The following is a 19,596-nucleotide window of genomic DNA, read 5'->3' on the forward strand; positions in this document are numbered from 1 at the left end:
AAGTGATGCTTTAAACCATTAATTCCTGCAGCAGTTCCGGCGATGGCTTATTTACTATGGTAGCCACCGTCTGACCCTGGTAGCTAAAAACATTATAATCCTGATCGGTAGTCTCACCGATTACGGCGGCAATACCATTTTTACTGCGAATGGCCTCCAGTACTTCATCCACATCTTCTGGCTGGACTTGAAGCAACATACGGGCTTGAGTCTCACAAATAAATATCTCTTCCGGGGTAATATTAGTCTCTCTTACCGGGACTTTATCCAATTCCACCCGGGCTCCCAACCCTCCAAAGCGGGCTGATTCACATACCGCCGCGCCAATTCCGGCGGCGCCCAGGTCCGAGCAAGCCTTGATTTTCCCGGTGGCGAAAGCGGCCAAGGTAGCCTCCATAGTGGTTTTCTCCTCCACAAATAAAGCCAGGGCCGGCTGCATTACCGGCACCAAACCGGCTCTATACAGGGTATCGTTGCCATCGGTACCGGTCTCCCCGATTATGATGATCTTATCACCAGCAGATTTTGCCGGTTTGGTAAGGGGTTTTTTCGTAACTTGCTGGCCAATTACCGCTACTACCACAGCAGGAACTATATCGCTGAATGAGGTGGAAAAACCGCCCCCAACCACAAATACACCCATGGTTTCACACATTTTGGCCATCCCTTCAAGCATCAGGTTAATCCTATCCTGGCTGCTCATTATTTCACATTGTCCACAGGTGCATTCTCCGGCAAATCCACAGGGGCCAACAATAACTTCTTGTTCCAGAGGACGCGTACCGATGAAATCCAGCAGGAATATGGGCCGGGCTCCCATGGCCACCACATCGCGCATAGCCCCCCCGGCTCCGGTAGCAGCAGCGTCATAAGGCCGGGGAACGCTGGGGGAACAATGGCTTTCCATTTTCGCGGTAATAAAGCAATCGGTACCAGGAATACGAAATACGGCAGCATCATCATTGGCATCAGGCCCTACCAATAAGGCTCCGGGCCAGATTTGCTCTACTTTTTGATTTAGCTGCTTGAACAAGCCAAAATTAATCGCCTTATCTGTGTTGTGATGCAGGTGTACAAACAAAGCATGCATAAGCGCCTTTTCCACCTTATTCATAAAACAACCTCCTCATAAGAATAGTCATGGGATTTCTTCATTCACTAAGAGAGTTTTTTATTTGCCTGAACTTAAGCGGGAGTAGAGGAATTCCTCACTTTTCTCCTTAATTGTATAGCATCCGTTCCTTCCTGATAAGGGCTTTCTCATGTATACTTTCAAAATATATTCTTTCGTTAAACCTATTTTTCCCCGGAGGGCTGGGGATAATTCCACCACAGCAAAACGCTAACTATGGAATATAGAGACAAGAAGAAGGTTATTCCTCATAGTTAAGTCCTGGGCCATTCCACCACAAAAGATGTATCTGCCCCCGGAGTGCTGGTAGCATAAATCCTTCCCTGCTGTTGTTCTATAATTGATTTCGCAATAGCCAGTCCTAAACCATAACCCCTGTTTTCCCGGCTCCGGGATTTATCCACCCGGTAAAAGCGTTCGAATATTTTTTGCAGATCTTCAGCCGGAATCCCTTCACCCGTGTTGCTTATCCGCATCTCTATTTTATTTTTGTCACTGGCCAGCCGAACGGTAATACTCCCGTTGGCCCCGGTATTCTTTATGGCGTTATCAATCAAGATGCTGATGACTTTCTTTATGTTCTCCTTCTCCCCATTGAGGAAAATATCTTCTTGAATTTCTTGCTTCAGGCTTATATGCTTTTCATAAAAAATAGCTTCAAAAGCCAGGAGAGTGCTGCTTAAAGTCTGGCTTAAATCAAACCGGGTGAAAAGAGTTTTCGCTTTCATATAATCAATTCGGGCGAGGGCCAGCATATCATCGACCAGGTTGGCCATACTATCCGTCTGGGAAGAGATATAGTCAATCCACCGGGACTGGCTTTCAACGCTTTCTTCGCTGTTGGCGGTTATCAAGGCCAGATTGGTTTTTATTACGGCCAGCGGGGTTCTGAGCTCGTGGGAAGCATCGGCAATAAATTGCCTTTGTTTTTCAAATGCCTCTTGAATGGGTTGGATGGATTTATCGGCCAGGTAGATGCTGATCAGGAAAAGCAGCAGCAGGCTGATACTGCCCACCAGCAGAAAAGTCAGCAATAGATTCATCAGCATCCGGTGCTGGGGAGTCCGATCCACAAAAACTATCCTGGTCCCGTTGCCGGTATTATGCTTCAGAAAAGCGTAATAGCTCTCCTCAATCCGGATTTTGCCTGACAAATCCCGGCTTTGCACCGCCTGCTCAACTGCCTGGCCAATTATCTGCTGACTCATATTCATGAAGGAAAAACTTCTCACCATATGGCCCTTTTCATCCAATTCAGCCACCATACTGCTGGCCAGAATAGGATTATCCGGAAAAGGACGAGGGGGAGCGAACATTATAGTGTTCAGGGCAAACTCTGTTTGTCGTTCTCCGGCCACCGCGGTTAAGAGGTAAATAACGCTGAAGATGACTAAAAATACTATGGTCAGCAGCGACATATTAATGATAACAAATTTTTTTCTAAGCTTAGCAAACACTACTCATACCTCCAGCTTGTAACCAATTCCTCTCAAGGTGCTTATAGCCGCTTGGGAGCCTATATGGGCCAATTTTTTGCGCAGAAAAGAGATATATACTTCAATGTTATTGTAATCAGCCTCAGAATCAAAACCCCAGACCTTTTCGATCAGCTCATCCTTGCTTAATACCCGATTGGGACGATAAACGAAATATCTCATTATATCAAATTCTTTTCGAGTAAGCCTTACACTGCTATTCTTGCCTTCCAGTTCATAAGTCGATAGATTGAGGGTAAAGTCAGCGATATCCAGGGTGTCATCCACGATCATTTCGCCTTTACGGCGGCTCAACGCCCTTATTCTAGCCAGCAATTCTTCCGCTGCAAATGGCTTCACCAGATAGTCATCCGCCCCGCTATCAAGACCGCTCACTTTGTCCTCTAGTTCACCTTTGGCCGTAAGCAACATAACTGGGCTGGATATGCCGTTCAAGCGCAATTGCCGCAAAATTTCCAATCCATTCATCCGCGGCAGCATAATATCCAGGATAACAAGATCATATATTCCGGTCAGAGCATAGTCGAGCCCGGCTTCTCCATCGTAAACTACATCAACGGCATATCTATTTTTAATAAGCAGCTCACTCAAGGCTTCCGCCAGCTGTCTTTCATCTTCCACCAGCAATAGTCGCATATTATTCCTCGCCTTCGCGGGCATGGGGACGGTTCTTTTGCCCGCTTCATTTTCTTATTTATCCCTCATACCCAGAGGGCACGAACATTAGTAATAATGAATCAGATGGTACTTGAGCGGCAAAATTGTTTATTTGGTACAAGCTTAGCCCCTCATTCCTACGCCTCACGCCTCACGCCTCATCCCCATATTAACATGCCAATCTTAAAATATCTTTAAGCTTAAGATTCATTTAAGAGAGCTATTTTATGATGGATATAACATTAATCTTAAGGAGGTGATTCTGCATGGAGCAACCCAAATTAAGGCATGAAATCAAACACTATATCAATACTTCCGATTATATTACTTTGCGCAACCGGCTAAAACATATCGCACGGCGGGACAGCTATGCCGGAAGCGATGGCAGCTACCGGGTACGCAGCCTGTATTTTGACAGCCCGGATAACCGGGCCTTGATGGATAAAATCAACGGAATAAGCCGGCGGGAAAAGTTTCGCCTGCGTTTCTATAATAACGATCCATCCTTCATCCGCCTGGAAAAGAAAAGTAAAATTAATAGCCTTTGTTGGAAAGAAAAAGCCCCCTTGAGCCGGGAAGAGTGTGAAAAACTGCTCGGCAACGATATCAACTGGTTGCTTTCTTGCCATAATGCTTTGCTGCAGGAGTTCTATATCCGGATAAAGCAGCAGCTCTTACGCCCCAAAACTATAGTCGATTATAGACGCGAAGCCTATATCTATGAACCGGGTAATGTGAGAATAACTCTTGACAGCCAATTGCAAAGTACTCTTTTTCCCCGGGATTTCCTGAATCCAGAATTGGCCACTATAGCCATGGCCCCGGCGGCTATGCTTATTTTAGAAGTAAAGTATGATGAGTTTCTACCGGAACTGCTAAGAGATATCATCCAAACCAACCAGCGCCGCAGCAGTTCCATTTCCAAGTACGCCGCCTGCCGGGCATTGGGCTGATCTGAGACAGGGACGGTCATCTTCCCCGCAGATCTTTTTACCTTAGTTTTTGCCCTGCGCGGGATAAGAAAAGAAAAAAATATAATGGGAGGTAAGAATTAAGTGAACCCGATCGAGCAATTCAATTTTAATGACATCTTTAAATCCAGCTTTTTAGATAAAATAAGCTCGTTCTCTATGCTGGATACCGCTATAGCCCTGGGACTGGCTTTTATACTGGGGCTCTTTATTTTTATGGTTTATAAAAAGACCTTCAAGGGAGTCATGTATTCCGCCAATTTTGGTGTTTCCCTGCTGGCGATGACCCTTATAACCACACTAATAATCATGGCCATCAGCTCCAATGTCATTCTCTCCCTGGGTATGGTCGGCGCCTTGTCCATAGTCCGTTTTCGTTCCGCTATTAAAGAACCCATCGATATCGCCTTTTTGTTCTGGGCTATTAGCATCGGTATTGTACTGGGAGCCGGGCTTATTCCCCTGGCCATCTTCGGTTCCTTATTCATCGGGATAATCATGCTCTTCTTCGTAAACCAGAAGAGCACCGACAACCCCTATATACTGGTAATAAACTGCACTGATGACAATAGTGAACAAAAGGCCTTGGACTATGTGAAAGGAAAGGTTAAAAAACATGTGGTGAAAGCAAAAACGGTTGCGGCCAGCAGCGGAGTGGAGCTGACGGTGGAAATCAGGTTAAAGGATATGTCCACCCAATTTGTTAATGAAGTCAGCCGTATCGCCGGGGTAAATAATGCGGTACTGGTAAGCTACAACGGTGACTATATGTCTTAATGGCGGTGAGAGCAATGATAACGAGTAAATACCTGAATACCCTGGTGCTAATACTGATGTCACTTGCTGTTCTGGCTGCGAGTTTCCTGACGCTGTACCCCCACCATCCGGATAGCGCTGCCCCAGCCGAGCCTGAATATGCCAGTAAGCTTTTTAATAAAGAGCAAATCATGGAGATTAATATTGAAATGGAGCCGGAGGATTTTGACTGGATTATAGAAAATGCTACCCGGGAAGAATACCGGCAAGCGGATATTACTATAAACGGCAATACTTATCACAATGTAGGCATCAGGCCCAAAGGCAACTCCAGTTTGAGAATGGTGGCGCAGGATAAAAACAGTGATCGTTTCAGCTTCAAGGTCAAATTTGATGCCTATGTCGAAGGGCAAGCGTGTATGGGCTTGAACAAGCTGGCTTTAAATAACATTATTATGGATAAAACCTACATGAAAGAGTACCTGGCCTATGAAATCTTTGACTATATGGGAGTTGTCACCCCTAAATATGCCTATGCCAATATAAGCATTAACAGCAAACCCTGGGGCCTGTACCTGGCAGTGGAGGCTATGGAAGAGAGTTTTGTCAAGCGTAATTATGGCAGCCTGGAAGGGCATCTATATCGCCCGGAGGGGGCCGGTTCCGATTTGAAATGGGCCGGGGAAGATGCCGCCAACTATACCGGCATCAGAAAGATGGCGGCCTATAATGTCACCGACAGCGATTTTAAAAAGATTATTACCATGATTGAGCAACTGAATAATGGAAGTGAGCTGGAAAAGTATCTGGATATCGATTCCATATTGCGATACTTTGCCGTAAATAGCTTTTTGGTTAACTTTGACAGTTATGTCGGCAGCCTGAAACACAACTATTACTTGTATGAAGAAAACGGGGTATGCACTATTCTGCCCTGGGACTTCAACCTGGCCTTTGCCGGGCATGAGATAAGCAGCGCCCAGAAAGCTGTGAACTTCCCCATCGATACACCGCTTACCGTTAATCTGAGCGAGCGCCCCCTGATTGGCAAACTGCTAGAAATACCCGAGTACCGCGAGCTGTACCATAAATATTTGCAGCAGTTGACCGAAGACTATATTAACAGCGGCCGCTTCGAAGATAGCGTAGAAAAACTGGATAAAATGATTAACAGCTCGGTGAAAAATGACGCCACGGCTTTCTACAGCCATGCGGAATATGAGAAATCGCTCCCGGTATTGGTAGAGTTTGCCCGCCTGCGGGCCCAGAGCATCCAGGCTCAGCTATCCGGTGAACAAGCAGCCACGGCAACAGGGCAAAATGAAAACAGCACCCCCAATATTGACGCCAGCGGCATTGATTTAAGCGCCCTGGGAGGTATGGGCGGCGACAGAGGGGGCGGAGCCCGGCCCGCTGATGGCGGCGGAGCCGCCATACCTGGTATGGTTAAACCTGAGGGGGAAACCTCGAAAGAGCCAGGTGCTCCCCCGGAAGGTCCGGGTGTTTTCCCCAGAGGAAACAGGCCCGACCCGGAAACTATGATGAAGGCTTTTGAAATTATGCGGGAGGCCGAAGGCGGCCAATTATCCACGGCCCAGATAGCCCGGCTCCAAGAATTGGGCCTGGACGACAACATGATAGATAGGATGAGAAATAGGCCCGCGGCCATGGAGGGGCGAAATGAATGGGCTCCTCCCGGGGATAGAGCCAATGGTCCAGACGGCCCCTTCGGAGGTAGAGCTTTAAGCAGCAGAATTACTAGCACAGAAATAGCCTATGTGGCTGTCGCAACATTAAGTATTCTGCTTGGCTTGTTATTTGTCTGGAAATACAAAAGAAGAAAGTATTCCAGTTAGAGCCTTAGCATATTTTCGTTGCTAACAAGTGGGATATATACGCTTCTGATGGGAATTGCTTTCGATTGGGTAGACCATATTGGTTACGAAAGGTGAATTGCTAACAAGGTTTAATAAAAGCCGTTTGGCGAACCTTGCTGTACTATAATATTATGTTATAATTCAAACATAGAAAGGAGGTTGGTTTTATGCCGGAAGAATTCAAAGCAGGTTGTCAAAGGCCCCCTATTAAAAAACCCTCTATCGCAAGCGAAGAAAATGAGCAAATTATTATTAAGGAGGCGAAATCATCTATGGTAAAAGTAGGTAAGCCAGCCCCGGATTTTACTGCTTCTGCTTATTCAGCAGGCAAATTTTTCAACATAAGTCTCTCGGAGTTTAAAGGCAAATGGGTGCTATTGTGCTTTTATCCAGGTGATTTTACCTTTGTCTGAGCTACTGAAATTTCAGCAGTTGCTGAAAAGTATGAAGAATTCAAGAATTTAGGTGTCGAGGTTCTTTCCTGTAGTGTTGATAGTATCTTTGTACACAAAATGTGGAATGACCATGAATTATCCAAGATGATAAATCGGGATATTCCTTTTGCCATGCTCTCAGACCAGGATGGCAGTATTGGTAAAATGTATGGCATTTATGATGAAGATAGTGGTGTTGAAACCCGGGGAAGATTTATCATTGATCCGGACGGGATTATTCAGGGGTTTGAAGTATTAACACCGCCAGTAGGCAGAAATGTCAAGGAATCTATCCGACAAATTCAAGCCTTCCAACTGGTTAGAGCTTCGGAAGGAACAGAGGCAACCCCATCTGGATGGAGACCCGGCAAACAAACACTAAAACCCGGGCCGGATTTGGTCGGCAACGTATGGAAAGTATGGAAAGTAAGTGAGGCTTTTGAAGAATAAATTGTAATTATAATGAGTTTATTAATGGGGACTATCGGTTAAGGATAGTCCCCGTTTTTTCCCATTAATATTTAAACCCCTACCTTTTGGGTCCATATTTAATTATGTCACTTGCTTTACCGATACCGCTATTGCCCCGGAATAAAAAAGGCCGGAAGCAGGGCTGAACAAGCGAAAAGAGACAGTGCCACTATTTCCCTTGATACCCCCAAAAAACTATTTCCTCCTTCGTATATATAAATAAGAACAGCTAAAGGAGGAAAGATTTATGAAGAGAACCCTGTCGTCCATACTGGCTCTGCTGCTGGTAGCATTGCTGTCCACGGGGGTAATGGCCAAACCGGATAACGGCCATGGCTGGGGAAACAGCAATAGCAATCCAAAAGCAGAAAACAGCCAAAAGCTATCGGCCCCAGGCCAGCAAAAACAAATGGAAAGCCGTAGTCAGGAAGAAAAATCGCTAAAGTCAGAACAAAAAGCCATCAAGCAGGAACAAAAGACAACCCGGCAGGAAGAGAAAGTAGCTAAACAGGAACAAAAGGCGGTCAAGAAATCCCTGCAAGAGCGGGTAAAAACATCCCTGCGCGAGGAGTACCGGTTCTATAACAGCGATAATCCCGATCAGCGGAAAGCCGTTCGCTTTACCGATAGCCAGCGTCACTGGGGAGCCCAGTGTATCGAAGAGATGGCGGCTATTGGGCTTTTGCGGGGTTATCCTGATGGGACATTTAAGCCCGATCAGAAGCTAACCCAGGCCGAAGCTCTTTCTTTGGCCATGCGTGTGGCTGCCGACGATGCTGCCAGGGATGCCAACGATGAAGAAATAAGCGATGAAGAGCAGAGTAAATTAGCTGGCATTCCGGCCTGGTTAAGGGGAGATGCTGATAAAGCCGCTAAAAAGGGCATTATCAAACTGAACCGTTTCCACTCGGCCGTACAGGCTTCCCGAGTCCAGGTAGTGGTTATGATTGCCAAGGCTCTGGGATTGGAGCCTGCAGATACCACCAATATTCCCTTCAAGGATGGTCTTCTCATTTCCCGAGAGGATGTAGGTTACATTCTGGTTCTCTACCAGGAAGGAATTATCTCCGGCAACCCCAATGGGAACTTCAACCCCAACAGTGCCATCACCCGGGCAGAGATGGCAAGCATACTGCAGCGACTTTTGAACAAGGGTGAAATTATATCCGTAAGCCTGCCAGCTACAGCCACTGTACAGCAGGGTAAATCCATCACCCTCCAGGCTGTCGTTAAATACAGCGATGGCAGCAGCGATAATAATGTTAAATGGTCCAGCAGCGACAGCAACCTGGCTACTGTTGAAAATGGAGTGGTTACTGCCGCCGCCGATAAAACCGGTACACTTAACATTATCGCTACCGCCAGCCGGGGCGAGTCAAGCAAGTCGGCCACTTGTGAAGTCACCGTTGTAGAAAAACTGCCAGTCATTGCTGCCAGCCTGAAAGAAACGGGCAAAGTAGGCGGGCATGATGGGCAGGTATATCAAGAATACATTTTTGAGGTAGATACCAAGCAAATCAGCCTGGCCCAGGATAATGTCAAATCCATCAGCCTGCAAAAGGACAATGCTGATGCGCTGCAGCTTACCCCCAATACTGACAGCACCCTGTGGTTTAATGTACAAAAGCCATCTGGTAAATACAGTCTCAAAGTTGTAGACAAAGACGATAAGAACTATGAAGCTATTCTAGAGTGGACAGCTCCCGTTGAAGTAGCTGCCGTTGCTACCGGCAGGAGCGGCGAACATAATGGCAACAGCTACAGTGAATACAAACTGGGGGATCTCGACCTGTCCAGCTTTACCTGTATGTTTCAGATAAAGCCCGATGGCCAGGTCAGCGAGCTTACGGCCAACAGCGACAGCAACTTGTGGTTTAAAACCAATGCCCAGCTTACCGGCCAGCATATCTTTCTCATTAAAAAGAGCAATGTCTGGTACTCTTCCACTATAAGCATCTAATTATTTAGAGTTATTAAGACGCTTAATCCCGGTCCTGCTAAAGTGGGGACCGGGATTAATTCTTTGTTTAAGCATCGGAAGAAACTGCGGAGCCGTTTCAACAAACCCTGCAACGGTGGGGGATAGAATCCGCCGCCTGTTTTGTTAACCGGAACCGAATTAAGGAAGCGGGGTACATATTCTCACCTCGCTTCAGTATAATTCAGGGCAGTGGCGGGAATAGCCAGAGCCCGCTCCTGCTCTTCACCATCGAGTTTTACGGTTCCAATGGCAAAAATGATGCCTACCAAGCACCCCTTTTCATCCAAAACCGGGCTGCCGCTGCTGCCGGGAGCAATGGTGGCATTGATAGTAAACGCCGGCATTCCGGCATCGCTTTCAAAATACTCTTTCACTTCCCCCCGGGAAGATATGCGCTGGAATCCACGGGGGTTACCGATAATAGTAACAATTTGTCCCCGCTCCACCATCTGCTCTGTTTCTACGGCCACGAATGGAAGGTCCTTGGCTTTCAGTCTTATAACCGCCAGGTCATAGCCATCAATGATTTCCATGTCCTGGCTAAAATAGCTCTTTTCATCGCTAAAACTTACTTTAACCGATTCTGCCCCTTCCACCACATGACGATTGGTAATTATCATCCCCTCGGCTTCCAGGTTAATACCGGTTCCCTGACTGCTCAATGCATCCCCGGTTTTCTTGGCCTGAATATTTACTACCGCCGGTTTACAACGAAGCACCAAATCTTCCTCAGATAAAGCCTGGTCCTGTTGTAAAAAATCCAGATGAGGCGGCCACAAAAACGGCAGCCAGGCATAGGCAAAAGCTATAAAAGCCAACAGAATTACGACAGCTCCGATTTTGAAAACCGGCCGACTTCGTTTACTCTCGGCGGAGGCCTCGTCTTCCTCCAGCATTTCCAGGTATTCATCTATCGTATCATCATGTTCCCCTTCGCTTTGCAGGTAATCTTGTTCATCCATCTTCTCACCTTCTTTGCTATCTTCTGCGTCAAAAAGGGGTTTTTAAGTAGAGTCAGCTATATTTTCTTTAATGACTTCTTCATCAATTATAACGCATCGAAGTCATATAATTGATGTTCCGAAGCAAGATAGCACTGAAATGACCAGCCTTCCCCCTTGGAACTGAGAGAATTCCCTCCCCTACTGGTGTTTGTATGTGTTAGAATTACAAATAAATATTAGCTTGCTAACCATTTGAAGGAGGGTAAACTATGGCGGACAGGATCGAATTTGTTAAAAATTATAGTGATCTTAGCACTAATAAGGGATTTCAATTCGAGTTTTACTGCGACCGCTGCGGAAGCGGTTACCGGACACGCTTTAAACCGAGTATTACCGGTACAGTAACCGGCGTATTGGATACTGCCGGCAGCTTGCTGGGCGGATTATTTAGCAGTGCAGCTGATGTTAGTGAAAGAGTCAGGTCTGCTTCCTGGGAGAAATCACATGATGATGCCTTTGAAGATGCCTGCAACGAGCTAAAACCTGATTTTATACAGTGCCCGCGCTGTTCATCCTGGGTGTGCCGCCAGAAGTGCTGGAACAAGAAAAAAGGGCTGTGTAAAGAATGTGCCCCTGACCTGGGAGTAGAAATGGCTGCAGCCCAGGCCAGTAAGTCAGTGGAGGAGATATGGGCACATGCTGCCATGGCTGAGGAGGACAAGAAACTTGGTCTGGAGAATTGGCGGGAGAATGTGCGGGCTAGTTGTCCGGAATGCGAGGCGCCCCTGGCCAGCAATGCCAAGTTCTGTCCGGAATGCGGGGCCAAACTTAAAGCAGCGCAATTCTGCCCGTCCTGTGGAGCAAAAGTAAACCCCGGCAGCAAGTTTTGTGCAGAATGTGGGGAAAAATTCTAGCATACCACATCCATTGTTTTTGCCCATTAAATCAAACAAAAATCTTGGAAGCAAAAAGAACGTCCCCCTGCTTTGTTAAGGCGAGAGCACACACACTCTCGCCTTGTTTTTTAGTCATCCAGGTTATAGACGGCTAACCAGAATTTAGCGTGCCCATACTCATCACCAGCAATACTGAGTATCAGGGTCTTGAGCTCTACATTGTTTACCATATTGGCCATTTGTGCATACATAGCTACCGCACCAATTTCATCTGCAATCGCTTCCCATACCATCTGTTTGAAGTTTTGACATGTCAACCCTCTTCACCTCCCATATTTTTATCCGCCTGGTATTTTGCGGTAATTTCATTATATGTTTTCCAATTTAATTGGTTACTGTTTCCTCTAGGCCAATGAGGCAAGCGGGATGTTTTAATATAGTTAAACTATATCCAGGTTGGGAAAGACCATTTTGTAATTATTGTGTATATATGGAACATTTTTCATGCCAGGACCATAAGATGGTGCATAAATCTTTGGAGGTGGTTATTCCAATGAATTCAAAAGACCTTAACTCCATGTTATCCACGGCTATGGAAAACAAATCGAAATTACTGGAACTATATCAGGATATCTCTTCCCAGATACCAGACCCGAATTTGCAAGAAGAAATAACGCGAAACATACTTTCCAGCGAGAAGAGACACGCTGCTTTGCTCCAGAAACTGATGCAGAAGCTTTCTGATAAAGCAAGTTCAGATAATGGGGAGAAAAGTGACCCGGCAAGGACTAGGATGGCTGATCCCGAAACTAAGAATGAGCTTGCTATTAATGTTAATAATGATATAGAGGGCCAGTCCGCTTTTACCGCCGAGTCCCACCGGGAAGGGAATCAAGTAAAAGTCCTAATCATAACCCCCAATCAAGATAGTTATATTAGCAAATATTATGCCAACCATAACTATAGAAACTCACTATCAAACTATGTAGGCCGTGATCTTTCCTCCGGGGATATTTATCACTCACTGCTGCACTTTGACATGCGACCACTATCCAAGCAGGCGAGGATCACTAAGGCTAACCTGATATTAAACCTATGTAGAAACGAGATTACTTATAAAGACCCGGTACTAACAATAAGGCCGGTAATTGAAGCCTGGAATGAAAGTACGATCACCTGGGACACGCAACCACAGAGCAGTACTACCCAGCACTATTCTACGGAGATCAATCCCAAGCATTTTCGTTTCCTGAATATTGATATAAGCGATCTGGCCAGGGAATGGCACCGGCATCCTGAACATAACCAGGGTTTCATTATCACCGGCTTGGAAAATAATGGATTGTTGGGATTTAGGAGCAGACGGTATTTTGAGGAATCTAAACGGCCAATTTTACTGGTGGAATTTACGCTTGACGGCCACTAAATTGCAGGTTTTGTTATTAAAATGGAGATATGGAGGCAGCTAGCTGGGAGACATAGCAGTAAGCAGCCTCCATATATTTTGGAAAGAGGCGGCCTTTAGGCCGCCTCTTTTTCCGGAGGTAACAATAAATACTTGCTTACGAAGGATAATTTATCTTATCGGGCTTAATTGGCAATCTTAAATTGAAGCTTGTACGGCTGTTTAAGCAGTTTACCACCTTCAGATTCTAAACTACCATCAATCCATAAAGTGTAGCTTCCCCCAGGCTGATAGCCTCCTTGGGGTGGTGATACCTGGATACCCTTGGGATTTTCCGGATTGACTTTACAGGTAACAGGTTCCTTCTTGCCAGCAACATCAGTTACATAAATGTGATCGTCCAGATTCTGGGTTTTTGATACTGGCAAACTGAATATAATATTCCAATCGTGTGTGCTGTGAACCGGCTCATATTTAAGTGGCCAGTCTTTAAACGATTTAAGCAGTTTGATGCTCACAATCTGGGAAATAGATGTTGCTCCGCTGGCATTTGCTCCAACCAGGCGGAGCGGCCAACTACTATCAGACTCAGGTATAAGCGCCCCGTCGAGTGAATTGGCGATAATATAGTTATGGTTGCGATCAATATCTGTACTATCAATAGTTATCGAATGACCATCAGCAGCGGTAATCACTACCTGGTACCCAGCTTTAGCCAGTACATCATTAAAGGCCTTACTGGAGTGTTGATCAGCATCATCAACGAATCCAAGCAGGAACCACAGAGGCATACCTTCCCAGAGTCGCCCTTTTGAATCAGTGTAGCTTGCCTTGTGGTTAGCTTTAAACTGACAGGCCAGAGCCGATTCGAAATAGGTTTTGCTTACTTCATATTGTAAACCACCTATATCCTGACCATCCAACGCCAGTGTCCAATCCCCCTGAGGCACGGAGTATACCCTGATCTCTGTAATATACTTGGCTGATAAACCGGCACAAGAAGGATACTGGACACCATCACCGTAATAGTAATGCCAGTAGTTTTCCGGAAGGGTCTCATGCATATCCCATTGGCCGTAGACGTTGTCACCCCCTGGAGTGAAGAATAAACGCATACCATCTGCATAGTCGGGTACATATTTCCCGTCACCCCACCAAGCCAGAATCGCATCCCCTTGTCGTGCTTGCACTGAAGGGTCGGTATATATGGAGGAGTAAGGAAGCCTGGTCTCGAAGCCGTCTTTAGCAACAAATACTATTTCCGTACCGGCCCCCATGCCACCCACAAGCTCACAAAGGTCCTTGATGCGGCTACCTTTTACGGCATTGGCTACCTTGTAACCGCCGGGATAGGTCTCATCAGCATCCCAAACATCATCCGGGTTGTTGGTAATCCCTTCAAATTTGTATACCGTTTCCCCGTCGCCAATAACATTCAGGTTATCCTTCATCCATAAATAATCAACGGTTTTTTCCTGGAGGATAGTAGTATGATCCTCGCTGTACTTAACAATACGCACTTCTGGTATAGGAACGGCAGTCTCAAAAGAGGTTAATGCAATCTCCGCGATATTCCCAACACTGGTACCACCCAGGGAGCCATCAGCTTTGGCAACACCAGCACCAACCAAGCGCAGTGGCCATGAATCAGTTAGGGGTTTTCCGTTTAATTTATTTGCAATTATATAGTTGTTACTCCAGGCTACATCCTTGCTGGAAAAATCCTTGGTATAGCCGTCTGCAGCCTTGACCAGTATCGTATAACCAGCGGTGGCCAGATTAGCATTGTACTTATGAGGCTGCCGATCGTCTACCCAGCCGTTTAGGTACCATAGAGGTATGCCGGACCATACATCATTATTACCGTCAGTCCACTGTACTAAGTGGCCCGAATTTGGGCAGGTGAGAGCAGCCTCAAACTCTTCTTGTGAAAAAACATCACTAATCTTGCCGGTCAGAGTAAGGTTCCAACTACCTTCGACAGCCGCTGGAGTCTGCAACTCTGGTATTTCTATCTTAGTAATGTTACCGACAGCTTTACCCCCAAGTCCCCCTGAACCATCGGTTTTAGTAACACCAGAACCAACCAGGCGCAACGGATATGAGTCGGTAAGAGGTTTACCGTTCATCTTGTTAGCTATAATATAGTTATCACTTCTAGCTATATCAGCCCCGTTAAAAGTCTTGCTAAAGTCTGCTGCACTAACTTTTACCGTATAACCTATAGCCAGGGATTCATTAAAAGTCCAATGCCCACCTTTCTCGATGTCATCTACGGCACCCAAAAGTACCCAGAGGGGCACACCCGACCAGACATTACCTTCCTTATCAGTCCATTCTTTATAATGACCTGACCCCGTACAGGCCAGTCCTTTTTCAAACTCCTCCTGGGTGATGGTATCCCCTACTTGCCCGCTCAATTCCAGGGTCCATCCCGCAGCTGGTTCAGGAAGATTTGACAGCTCGATCTTAACAACATTGCCTACCTGTTGTCCACCAAAAATAGCCTCACCTTTCAGATGCAAAGGCCAGGAGCCTTTTCCTGAATCAAGCTTTTGTGGGAGAGGTTCGCCGTTAAGGGTATTGGCGATAATATACCCATTATTGCGGGCAATTATATCGCTATCGAGGGTGGCCTTCCACCCGTCTCCCGCTATAACATTAACCTGATACTTCTGGGCAGCGAGGTCATCGTTAAAGTTGAAGTGCTTAACACCAACATCGGGGTTATCATCAACCATGCCAACTAGCAACCATAAGGGTACGCCTCCCCAGACATTACCATCAGTGTCGGTCCAGGACACCTTATGGGTTGAGGAAGCACAGGCAAGACCATTCTCGAAGTACGCCTTGCTTACCTTTTCATCCTTAGCCCCCGAGAGCTGCAGGGTCCATTCCGTTGGGGCAACACCTGTACGAGCAACGGTTTTTACGGCTGCGGTAGCTGCTGCCTTAACCGCATTATGGTCATTGGGAGTAGCAATACCGGCAGCATAATAGAATTCCACCCGGTCCCCGTCTACGAGCTCTATCAGGTTCAAGCCATCAGCAGCATTGTCATAGCCATCTTTATAGACGTCATTGACGTAAGCATACCACTTACTCCCGCCCTTAACATATTTATAGTTTCCTATATTATCTAACAGGAGAACCTTAGATGAATCATATTTCTTGTCAGTAACGTCAAAGATGAAACCACTGGCAGTTGCGGCTGCCTGAAGTGCACCCAGTGGTGTAGTTTTGCTGACAGTATAAGATTTATCTGAGGTATAAGCAGTCAAGATAAAGGTCTCATTCGGTGTTAAAGCAATTTCACCATCAAAGAGAACATCAATTGTCGATGCCTCAGCAATCCTAATAATGTCATCGTTTGTCTGATTATTGTTGCCAGTAGCATCAACCATATCCGGCATCATTAAGCCGCTACACCCAAAAAGCAATGCAAACATTATGCACAGGGCAACTAATTTACCCCACCCTTTTTTCTTATTCAACATAAAACCCACCTCTTTCCTGTTTTATCTTAGGTCTATTTTCCCTCTGTACCAGTGGTTTGCCACCCCCTCATTTCCCCATATTAAGCTCTTTTTTGTTATTATCCAAATACTACATGTAACAACTTACGATATGGCTATAAACTAAAAAAGAGGAACTAATATTCCCCATTTTGAAATATACAAAGCATATTTTAATCCCCCCAATCTTTCTCTATCTTAATATCTCTATCTATATATAAGTTTCTCGCCTCATATTATCGACTTAATTAATCCTTTACTATCTATAACCTCCTCCATTATTACAGTTAGAACGTTAATTATCCTAGAAATACTAAAACCCGGCAGAAAGCAGTACCGGGCTGGAATAACTATTAAAATAGGGCAAGTCTGTGAAAGAACAAACTTGCCCCTTAATAGCAACCGTTTGGATATAGGTTCTCCTTTCCACAGTGGGAGGCACACCCGTTTCCCGGTGTACCCAATGACTTGATACCATGGCATTTGCTTTAGGTCCTCAAGTTCGGAAAAAGTATGTAAATGTTGTGAATCACCAGTGTATTTTCATAAAATTCTACACTTATAAGCAAATTATTGCAAGAAAAGAATTGTTTTCTTGGGTTACATGGGGGACATGCAAAAGTGGTTCTTTTTAAACTCTATGAGCCCTTCATCTCTCATTTTGCATAGTTCTCTAGACAAGGCGCTTCTGTCCACATATAGGTAATCTGCCAGCTCGCTTCTGTTCAACGGTATTATAAAATCAAAAGATTTGGCCTCTTTTGCCTGTATGAGAAGATACGCCATCAGTTTATCCCGCAAATTTCTTTTCGATGTAATTTCTAGTTTTTGATTCATTTGCAAGTTCTTTACAGCGAGTACTTTCATCATATTTTCTATTAGCTTGGCATGAAATACGCAACTCATAGAGCATGTATTGAATATCCGGCGAAACTGAATCCACATGATTTCGCTTTTTTCAGCAGCAACAACTGTGACCGGTGATTTTTGTATTCCGGCACAAGCGAAGGCTTCACCGAACATTTCATACTGCCCGATATGATCAACAATCGATCGGTTCCCGGAAAAATCCTCTTTCACAATCAGGACTGCCCCCCGCAAAACAACCCCCACATGATCCACATTATCTTCCGCCATTATAATAATACTTCTTTTTTCATATTGTTGGTTTTTCACACCAAGACAGGACAACATAACAGACAAATCATCTGCTTTGATATCATTAAATAATTTAACGTTTTTCCCCAAATCTCTTTGCATATACAACTCACATCCTTTTATTATGGTTAAATTTATCATGTTTGTGTTGCATTTGCAACCGATTGAAGCAAAACGTCTATGATATAGTATTTACAGAGAGGAGGGAAGGATGGCAGGTGTTCATCATTTCCTCTGACGGAAGGATTTTAGACTAACAAAACAAAATGGATGGAGGTAATTATAATGTCAGATATGTTTTGTTTTCAGTGTGAGCAGACCACAAAATCAAGCGCATGTATTGGTAAAGCAGGTATATGCGGCAAAAAAGCGGATACTGCCAAATTACAGGATGTACTGACCGGCGCGCTTGTTGGCTTGGCGCGTGCAGCACAGGTGAATAAGCCTAATGCATCGACACACCGCACCATGCTGGAAGCCCTTTTTACCACAGTCACCAACGTAAACTTTGACAACGAAGCAGTAACCCGCCAGATTGAAGCGGTCCGCAACGCGAAAAATACTTTGCTAGCTCAGGTTGGAAACCCTGGTGTCAATACCGGTGATTATGATATTGAAAAGCTGTGGAATGACAACGAGGACATTCGTTCTCTGAAATCTCTGCTCCTGTTCGGTCTGCGCGGTATGGCAGCCTATGCCTATCATGCACTGATCCTGGGGTATAGCGATGAGGAAGTAAACAATTTCTTCTATAAGGGCATGTTTGCTATCGGTGAGGATTGGGGTATGGACGAACTACTGCCCCTGGTAATGGAAAGCGGCACCGTCAACCTCAAATGCATGGAGATGCTGGACAAAGCAAATACGGAAACTTACGGAACACCCGTGTCCACAACTGTACCGCTTACCATTGAGAAAGGTCCTTTTATCGTGGTAACGGGCCATGATCTATATGACTTGTATCAGCTGTTAGAGCAAACCAAGGATAAGGGCATTAATATTTATACAAATGGCGAGATGCTTCCCGCCCATGCATATCCGAAACTGAAGGCTTATCCCCATCTTAAAGGTAACTTTGGCACCGCATGGTATAACCAGCAAAAGGAACTTGACCATATTCCCGCACCTGTTCTCTACACCACCAACTGCCTGATGCCGGTAAAAGACAGCTACCGTGATCGCGTCTTCACCACCGCGGTGGTAGCTTATCCGGGAATGGTGCACATTGATGAAGCTAAAGACTTCACACCAGTCATTGAAAAGGCACTGGAACTGGGAGGTTATACCGAGGAGCACAGAATGACCGGTATTAACGGAGGAACACAGGTAACAACCGGCTTTGGGCACGGTACTGTACTGTCGGTTGCAGATACGGTAATCGATGCCGTTAAAGCTGGAGCCATTAAGCACTTCTTCCTGGTCGGCGGCTGTGACGGCGCCAAATCTGGTCGTAACTATTACACCGAGTTTGTTCGCCAGACACCTCAGGACAGTGTGATTCTGACGCTGGCCTGCGGCAAATACCGCTTCAATGATTTGGATTGGGGAGAAATCGGCGGACTACCTCGTATCATGGATATGGGGCAGTGCAACGATGCCTACAGTGCGATTCGTGTCGCGGTAGCACTTGCTGAAGCTTTTGACTGCGGTGTGAATGAACTGCCTCTTACCATGGTTCTCTCCTGGTATGAACAGAAGGCGGTCAGCATCTTACTGACACTGCTGTCTTTAGGTATCAAAAACATCTACCTGGGGCCAACACTTCCGGCCTTTGTTTCTCCTAACGTCCTGAATTATTTAGTGGACAACTTTAACATTTCCCCGATTTCGACACCTGATGAAGATCTGAAGAAAATCCTCGGATAATCTATACAGCAGGGACTGTCTCAAAATAGCGCATTTC

Annotated in this window: 15 protein-coding genes and 1 riboswitch; of the genes, 8 read left to right on the forward strand and 7 right to left on the reverse strand. The window is 45.6% G+C overall.

What is annotated here, in order from left to right; translation table 11 throughout:
* Positions 1 to 10: 10 nt before the first annotated feature.
* The 3 genes from SWOL_RS11240 to SWOL_RS11250 all read right to left on the reverse strand — a co-directional run bounded on the left by SWOL_RS11240 (position 11) and on the right by SWOL_RS11250 (position 3,264).
* Positions 11 to 1,114 (reverse strand): AIR synthase-related protein, encoded by a 1,104-nt coding sequence (locus tag SWOL_RS11240; protein ID WP_011641557.1) that lies wholly within the window; start codon positions 1,112 to 1,114, stop codon positions 11 to 13.
* 272 nt (positions 1,115 to 1,386) lie between these two features.
* Positions 1,387 to 2,589, reverse strand: coding sequence for a sensor histidine kinase (locus SWOL_RS11245; protein WP_011641558.1), 1,203 nt, complete (start codon positions 2,587 to 2,589; stop codon positions 1,387 to 1,389).
* A gap of 3 nt (positions 2,590 to 2,592) precedes the next feature.
* Positions 2,593 to 3,264 carry a response regulator transcription factor gene (locus tag SWOL_RS11250; RefSeq protein ID WP_011641559.1) on the reverse strand — a complete coding sequence of 224 codons (672 nt, stop codon included), beginning with the start codon at positions 3,262 to 3,264 and terminating at the stop codon, positions 2,593 to 2,595.
* Positions 3,265 to 3,551: 287 nt separating this feature from the next.
* Here SWOL_RS11250 and SWOL_RS11255 point away from each other — a divergent pair, with 287 nt between their 5' ends.
* The 5 genes from SWOL_RS11255 to SWOL_RS11280 all read left to right on the forward strand — a co-directional run bounded on the left by SWOL_RS11255 (position 3,552) and on the right by SWOL_RS11280 (position 9,754).
* Positions 3,552 to 4,238 carry a polyphosphate polymerase domain-containing protein gene (locus SWOL_RS11255; RefSeq protein WP_011641560.1) on the forward strand — a complete coding sequence of 229 codons (687 nt, stop codon included), beginning with the start codon at positions 3,552 to 3,554 and terminating at the stop codon, positions 4,236 to 4,238.
* 177 nt (positions 4,239 to 4,415) lie between these two features.
* Positions 4,416 to 5,033 (forward strand): DUF4956 domain-containing protein, encoded by a 618-nt coding sequence (locus SWOL_RS11260; protein WP_081424897.1) that lies wholly within the window; start codon positions 4,416 to 4,418, stop codon positions 5,031 to 5,033.
* Positions 5,034 to 5,047: 14 nt separating this feature from the next.
* Complete coding sequence (locus SWOL_RS11265; RefSeq protein WP_155814227.1) at positions 5,048 to 6,868, forward strand: CotH kinase family protein; 1,821 nt, start codon at positions 5,048 to 5,050, stop codon at positions 6,866 to 6,868.
* A 188-nt stretch (positions 6,869 to 7,056) separates the two neighbouring features.
* A complete protein-coding gene (prxU, locus tag SWOL_RS14980; protein ID WP_242649329.1) occupies positions 7,057 to 7,773 on the forward strand; it encodes a thioredoxin-dependent peroxiredoxin in 717 nt (238 codons plus the stop codon).
* 268 nt (positions 7,774 to 8,041) lie between these two features.
* On the forward strand, positions 8,042 to 9,754 hold the full coding sequence (locus SWOL_RS11280; protein WP_011641565.1) for an S-layer homology domain-containing protein: 1,713 nt from the start codon (positions 8,042 to 8,044) through the stop codon (positions 9,752 to 9,754).
* A gap of 182 nt (positions 9,755 to 9,936) precedes the next feature.
* Here SWOL_RS11280 and SWOL_RS11285 read toward each other — a convergent pair whose 3' ends face one another.
* Positions 9,937 to 10,737 (reverse strand): S1C family serine protease, encoded by an 801-nt coding sequence (locus SWOL_RS11285; protein ID WP_011641566.1) that lies wholly within the window; start codon positions 10,735 to 10,737, stop codon positions 9,937 to 9,939.
* Between the two features lie 251 nt (positions 10,738 to 10,988).
* Between SWOL_RS11285 and SWOL_RS11290 the strand changes: the two genes are divergently transcribed.
* Positions 10,989 to 11,633, forward strand: a complete 645-nt coding sequence (locus SWOL_RS11290; RefSeq protein ID WP_011641567.1) for a zinc ribbon domain-containing protein — start codon at positions 10,989 to 10,991, stop codon at positions 11,631 to 11,633.
* Positions 11,634 to 11,743: 110 nt separating this feature from the next.
* Here the strand turns inward: SWOL_RS11290 and SWOL_RS11295 are convergent, their stop codons facing one another.
* Complete coding sequence (locus SWOL_RS11295) at positions 11,744 to 11,932, reverse strand: ferritin-like domain-containing protein (RefSeq protein ID WP_011641568.1); 189 nt, start codon at positions 11,930 to 11,932, stop codon at positions 11,744 to 11,746.
* A gap of 236 nt (positions 11,933 to 12,168) precedes the next feature.
* Between SWOL_RS11295 and SWOL_RS11300 the strand changes: the two genes are divergently transcribed.
* Positions 12,169 to 13,041, forward strand: coding sequence for a DNRLRE domain-containing protein (locus SWOL_RS11300; RefSeq protein ID WP_011641569.1), 873 nt, complete (start codon positions 12,169 to 12,171; stop codon positions 13,039 to 13,041).
* A 164-nt stretch (positions 13,042 to 13,205) separates the two neighbouring features.
* Here SWOL_RS11300 and SWOL_RS13765 read toward each other — a convergent pair whose 3' ends face one another.
* Positions 13,206 to 16,517, reverse strand: a complete 3,312-nt coding sequence (locus SWOL_RS13765; RefSeq protein WP_011641570.1) for a hypothetical protein — start codon at positions 16,515 to 16,517, stop codon at positions 13,206 to 13,208.
* A gap of 421 nt (positions 16,518 to 16,938) precedes the next feature.
* A riboswitch (molybdenum cofactor riboswitch) is annotated at positions 16,939 to 17,055 on the reverse strand.
* Between the two features lie 80 nt (positions 17,056 to 17,135).
* The gene (locus SWOL_RS11310) at positions 17,136 to 17,795 is read right to left on the reverse strand and encodes a Crp/Fnr family transcriptional regulator (RefSeq protein WP_011641571.1); all 660 of its coding nucleotides are present in this window, start codon (positions 17,793 to 17,795) and stop codon (positions 17,136 to 17,138) included.
* A 183-nt stretch (positions 17,796 to 17,978) separates the two neighbouring features.
* Between SWOL_RS11310 and hcp the strand changes: the two genes are divergently transcribed.
* Entirely contained in the window at positions 17,979 to 19,559 is a 1,581-nt protein-coding gene (hcp, locus tag SWOL_RS11315; RefSeq protein ID WP_011641572.1) for a hydroxylamine reductase, read from the forward strand.
* Positions 19,560 to 19,596: the final 37 nt, after the last annotated feature.

Source organism: Syntrophomonas wolfei subsp. wolfei str. Goettingen G311 (assembly GCF_000014725.1).
Lineage (GTDB): Bacteria > Bacillota > Syntrophomonadia > Syntrophomonadales > Syntrophomonadaceae > Syntrophomonas > Syntrophomonas wolfei.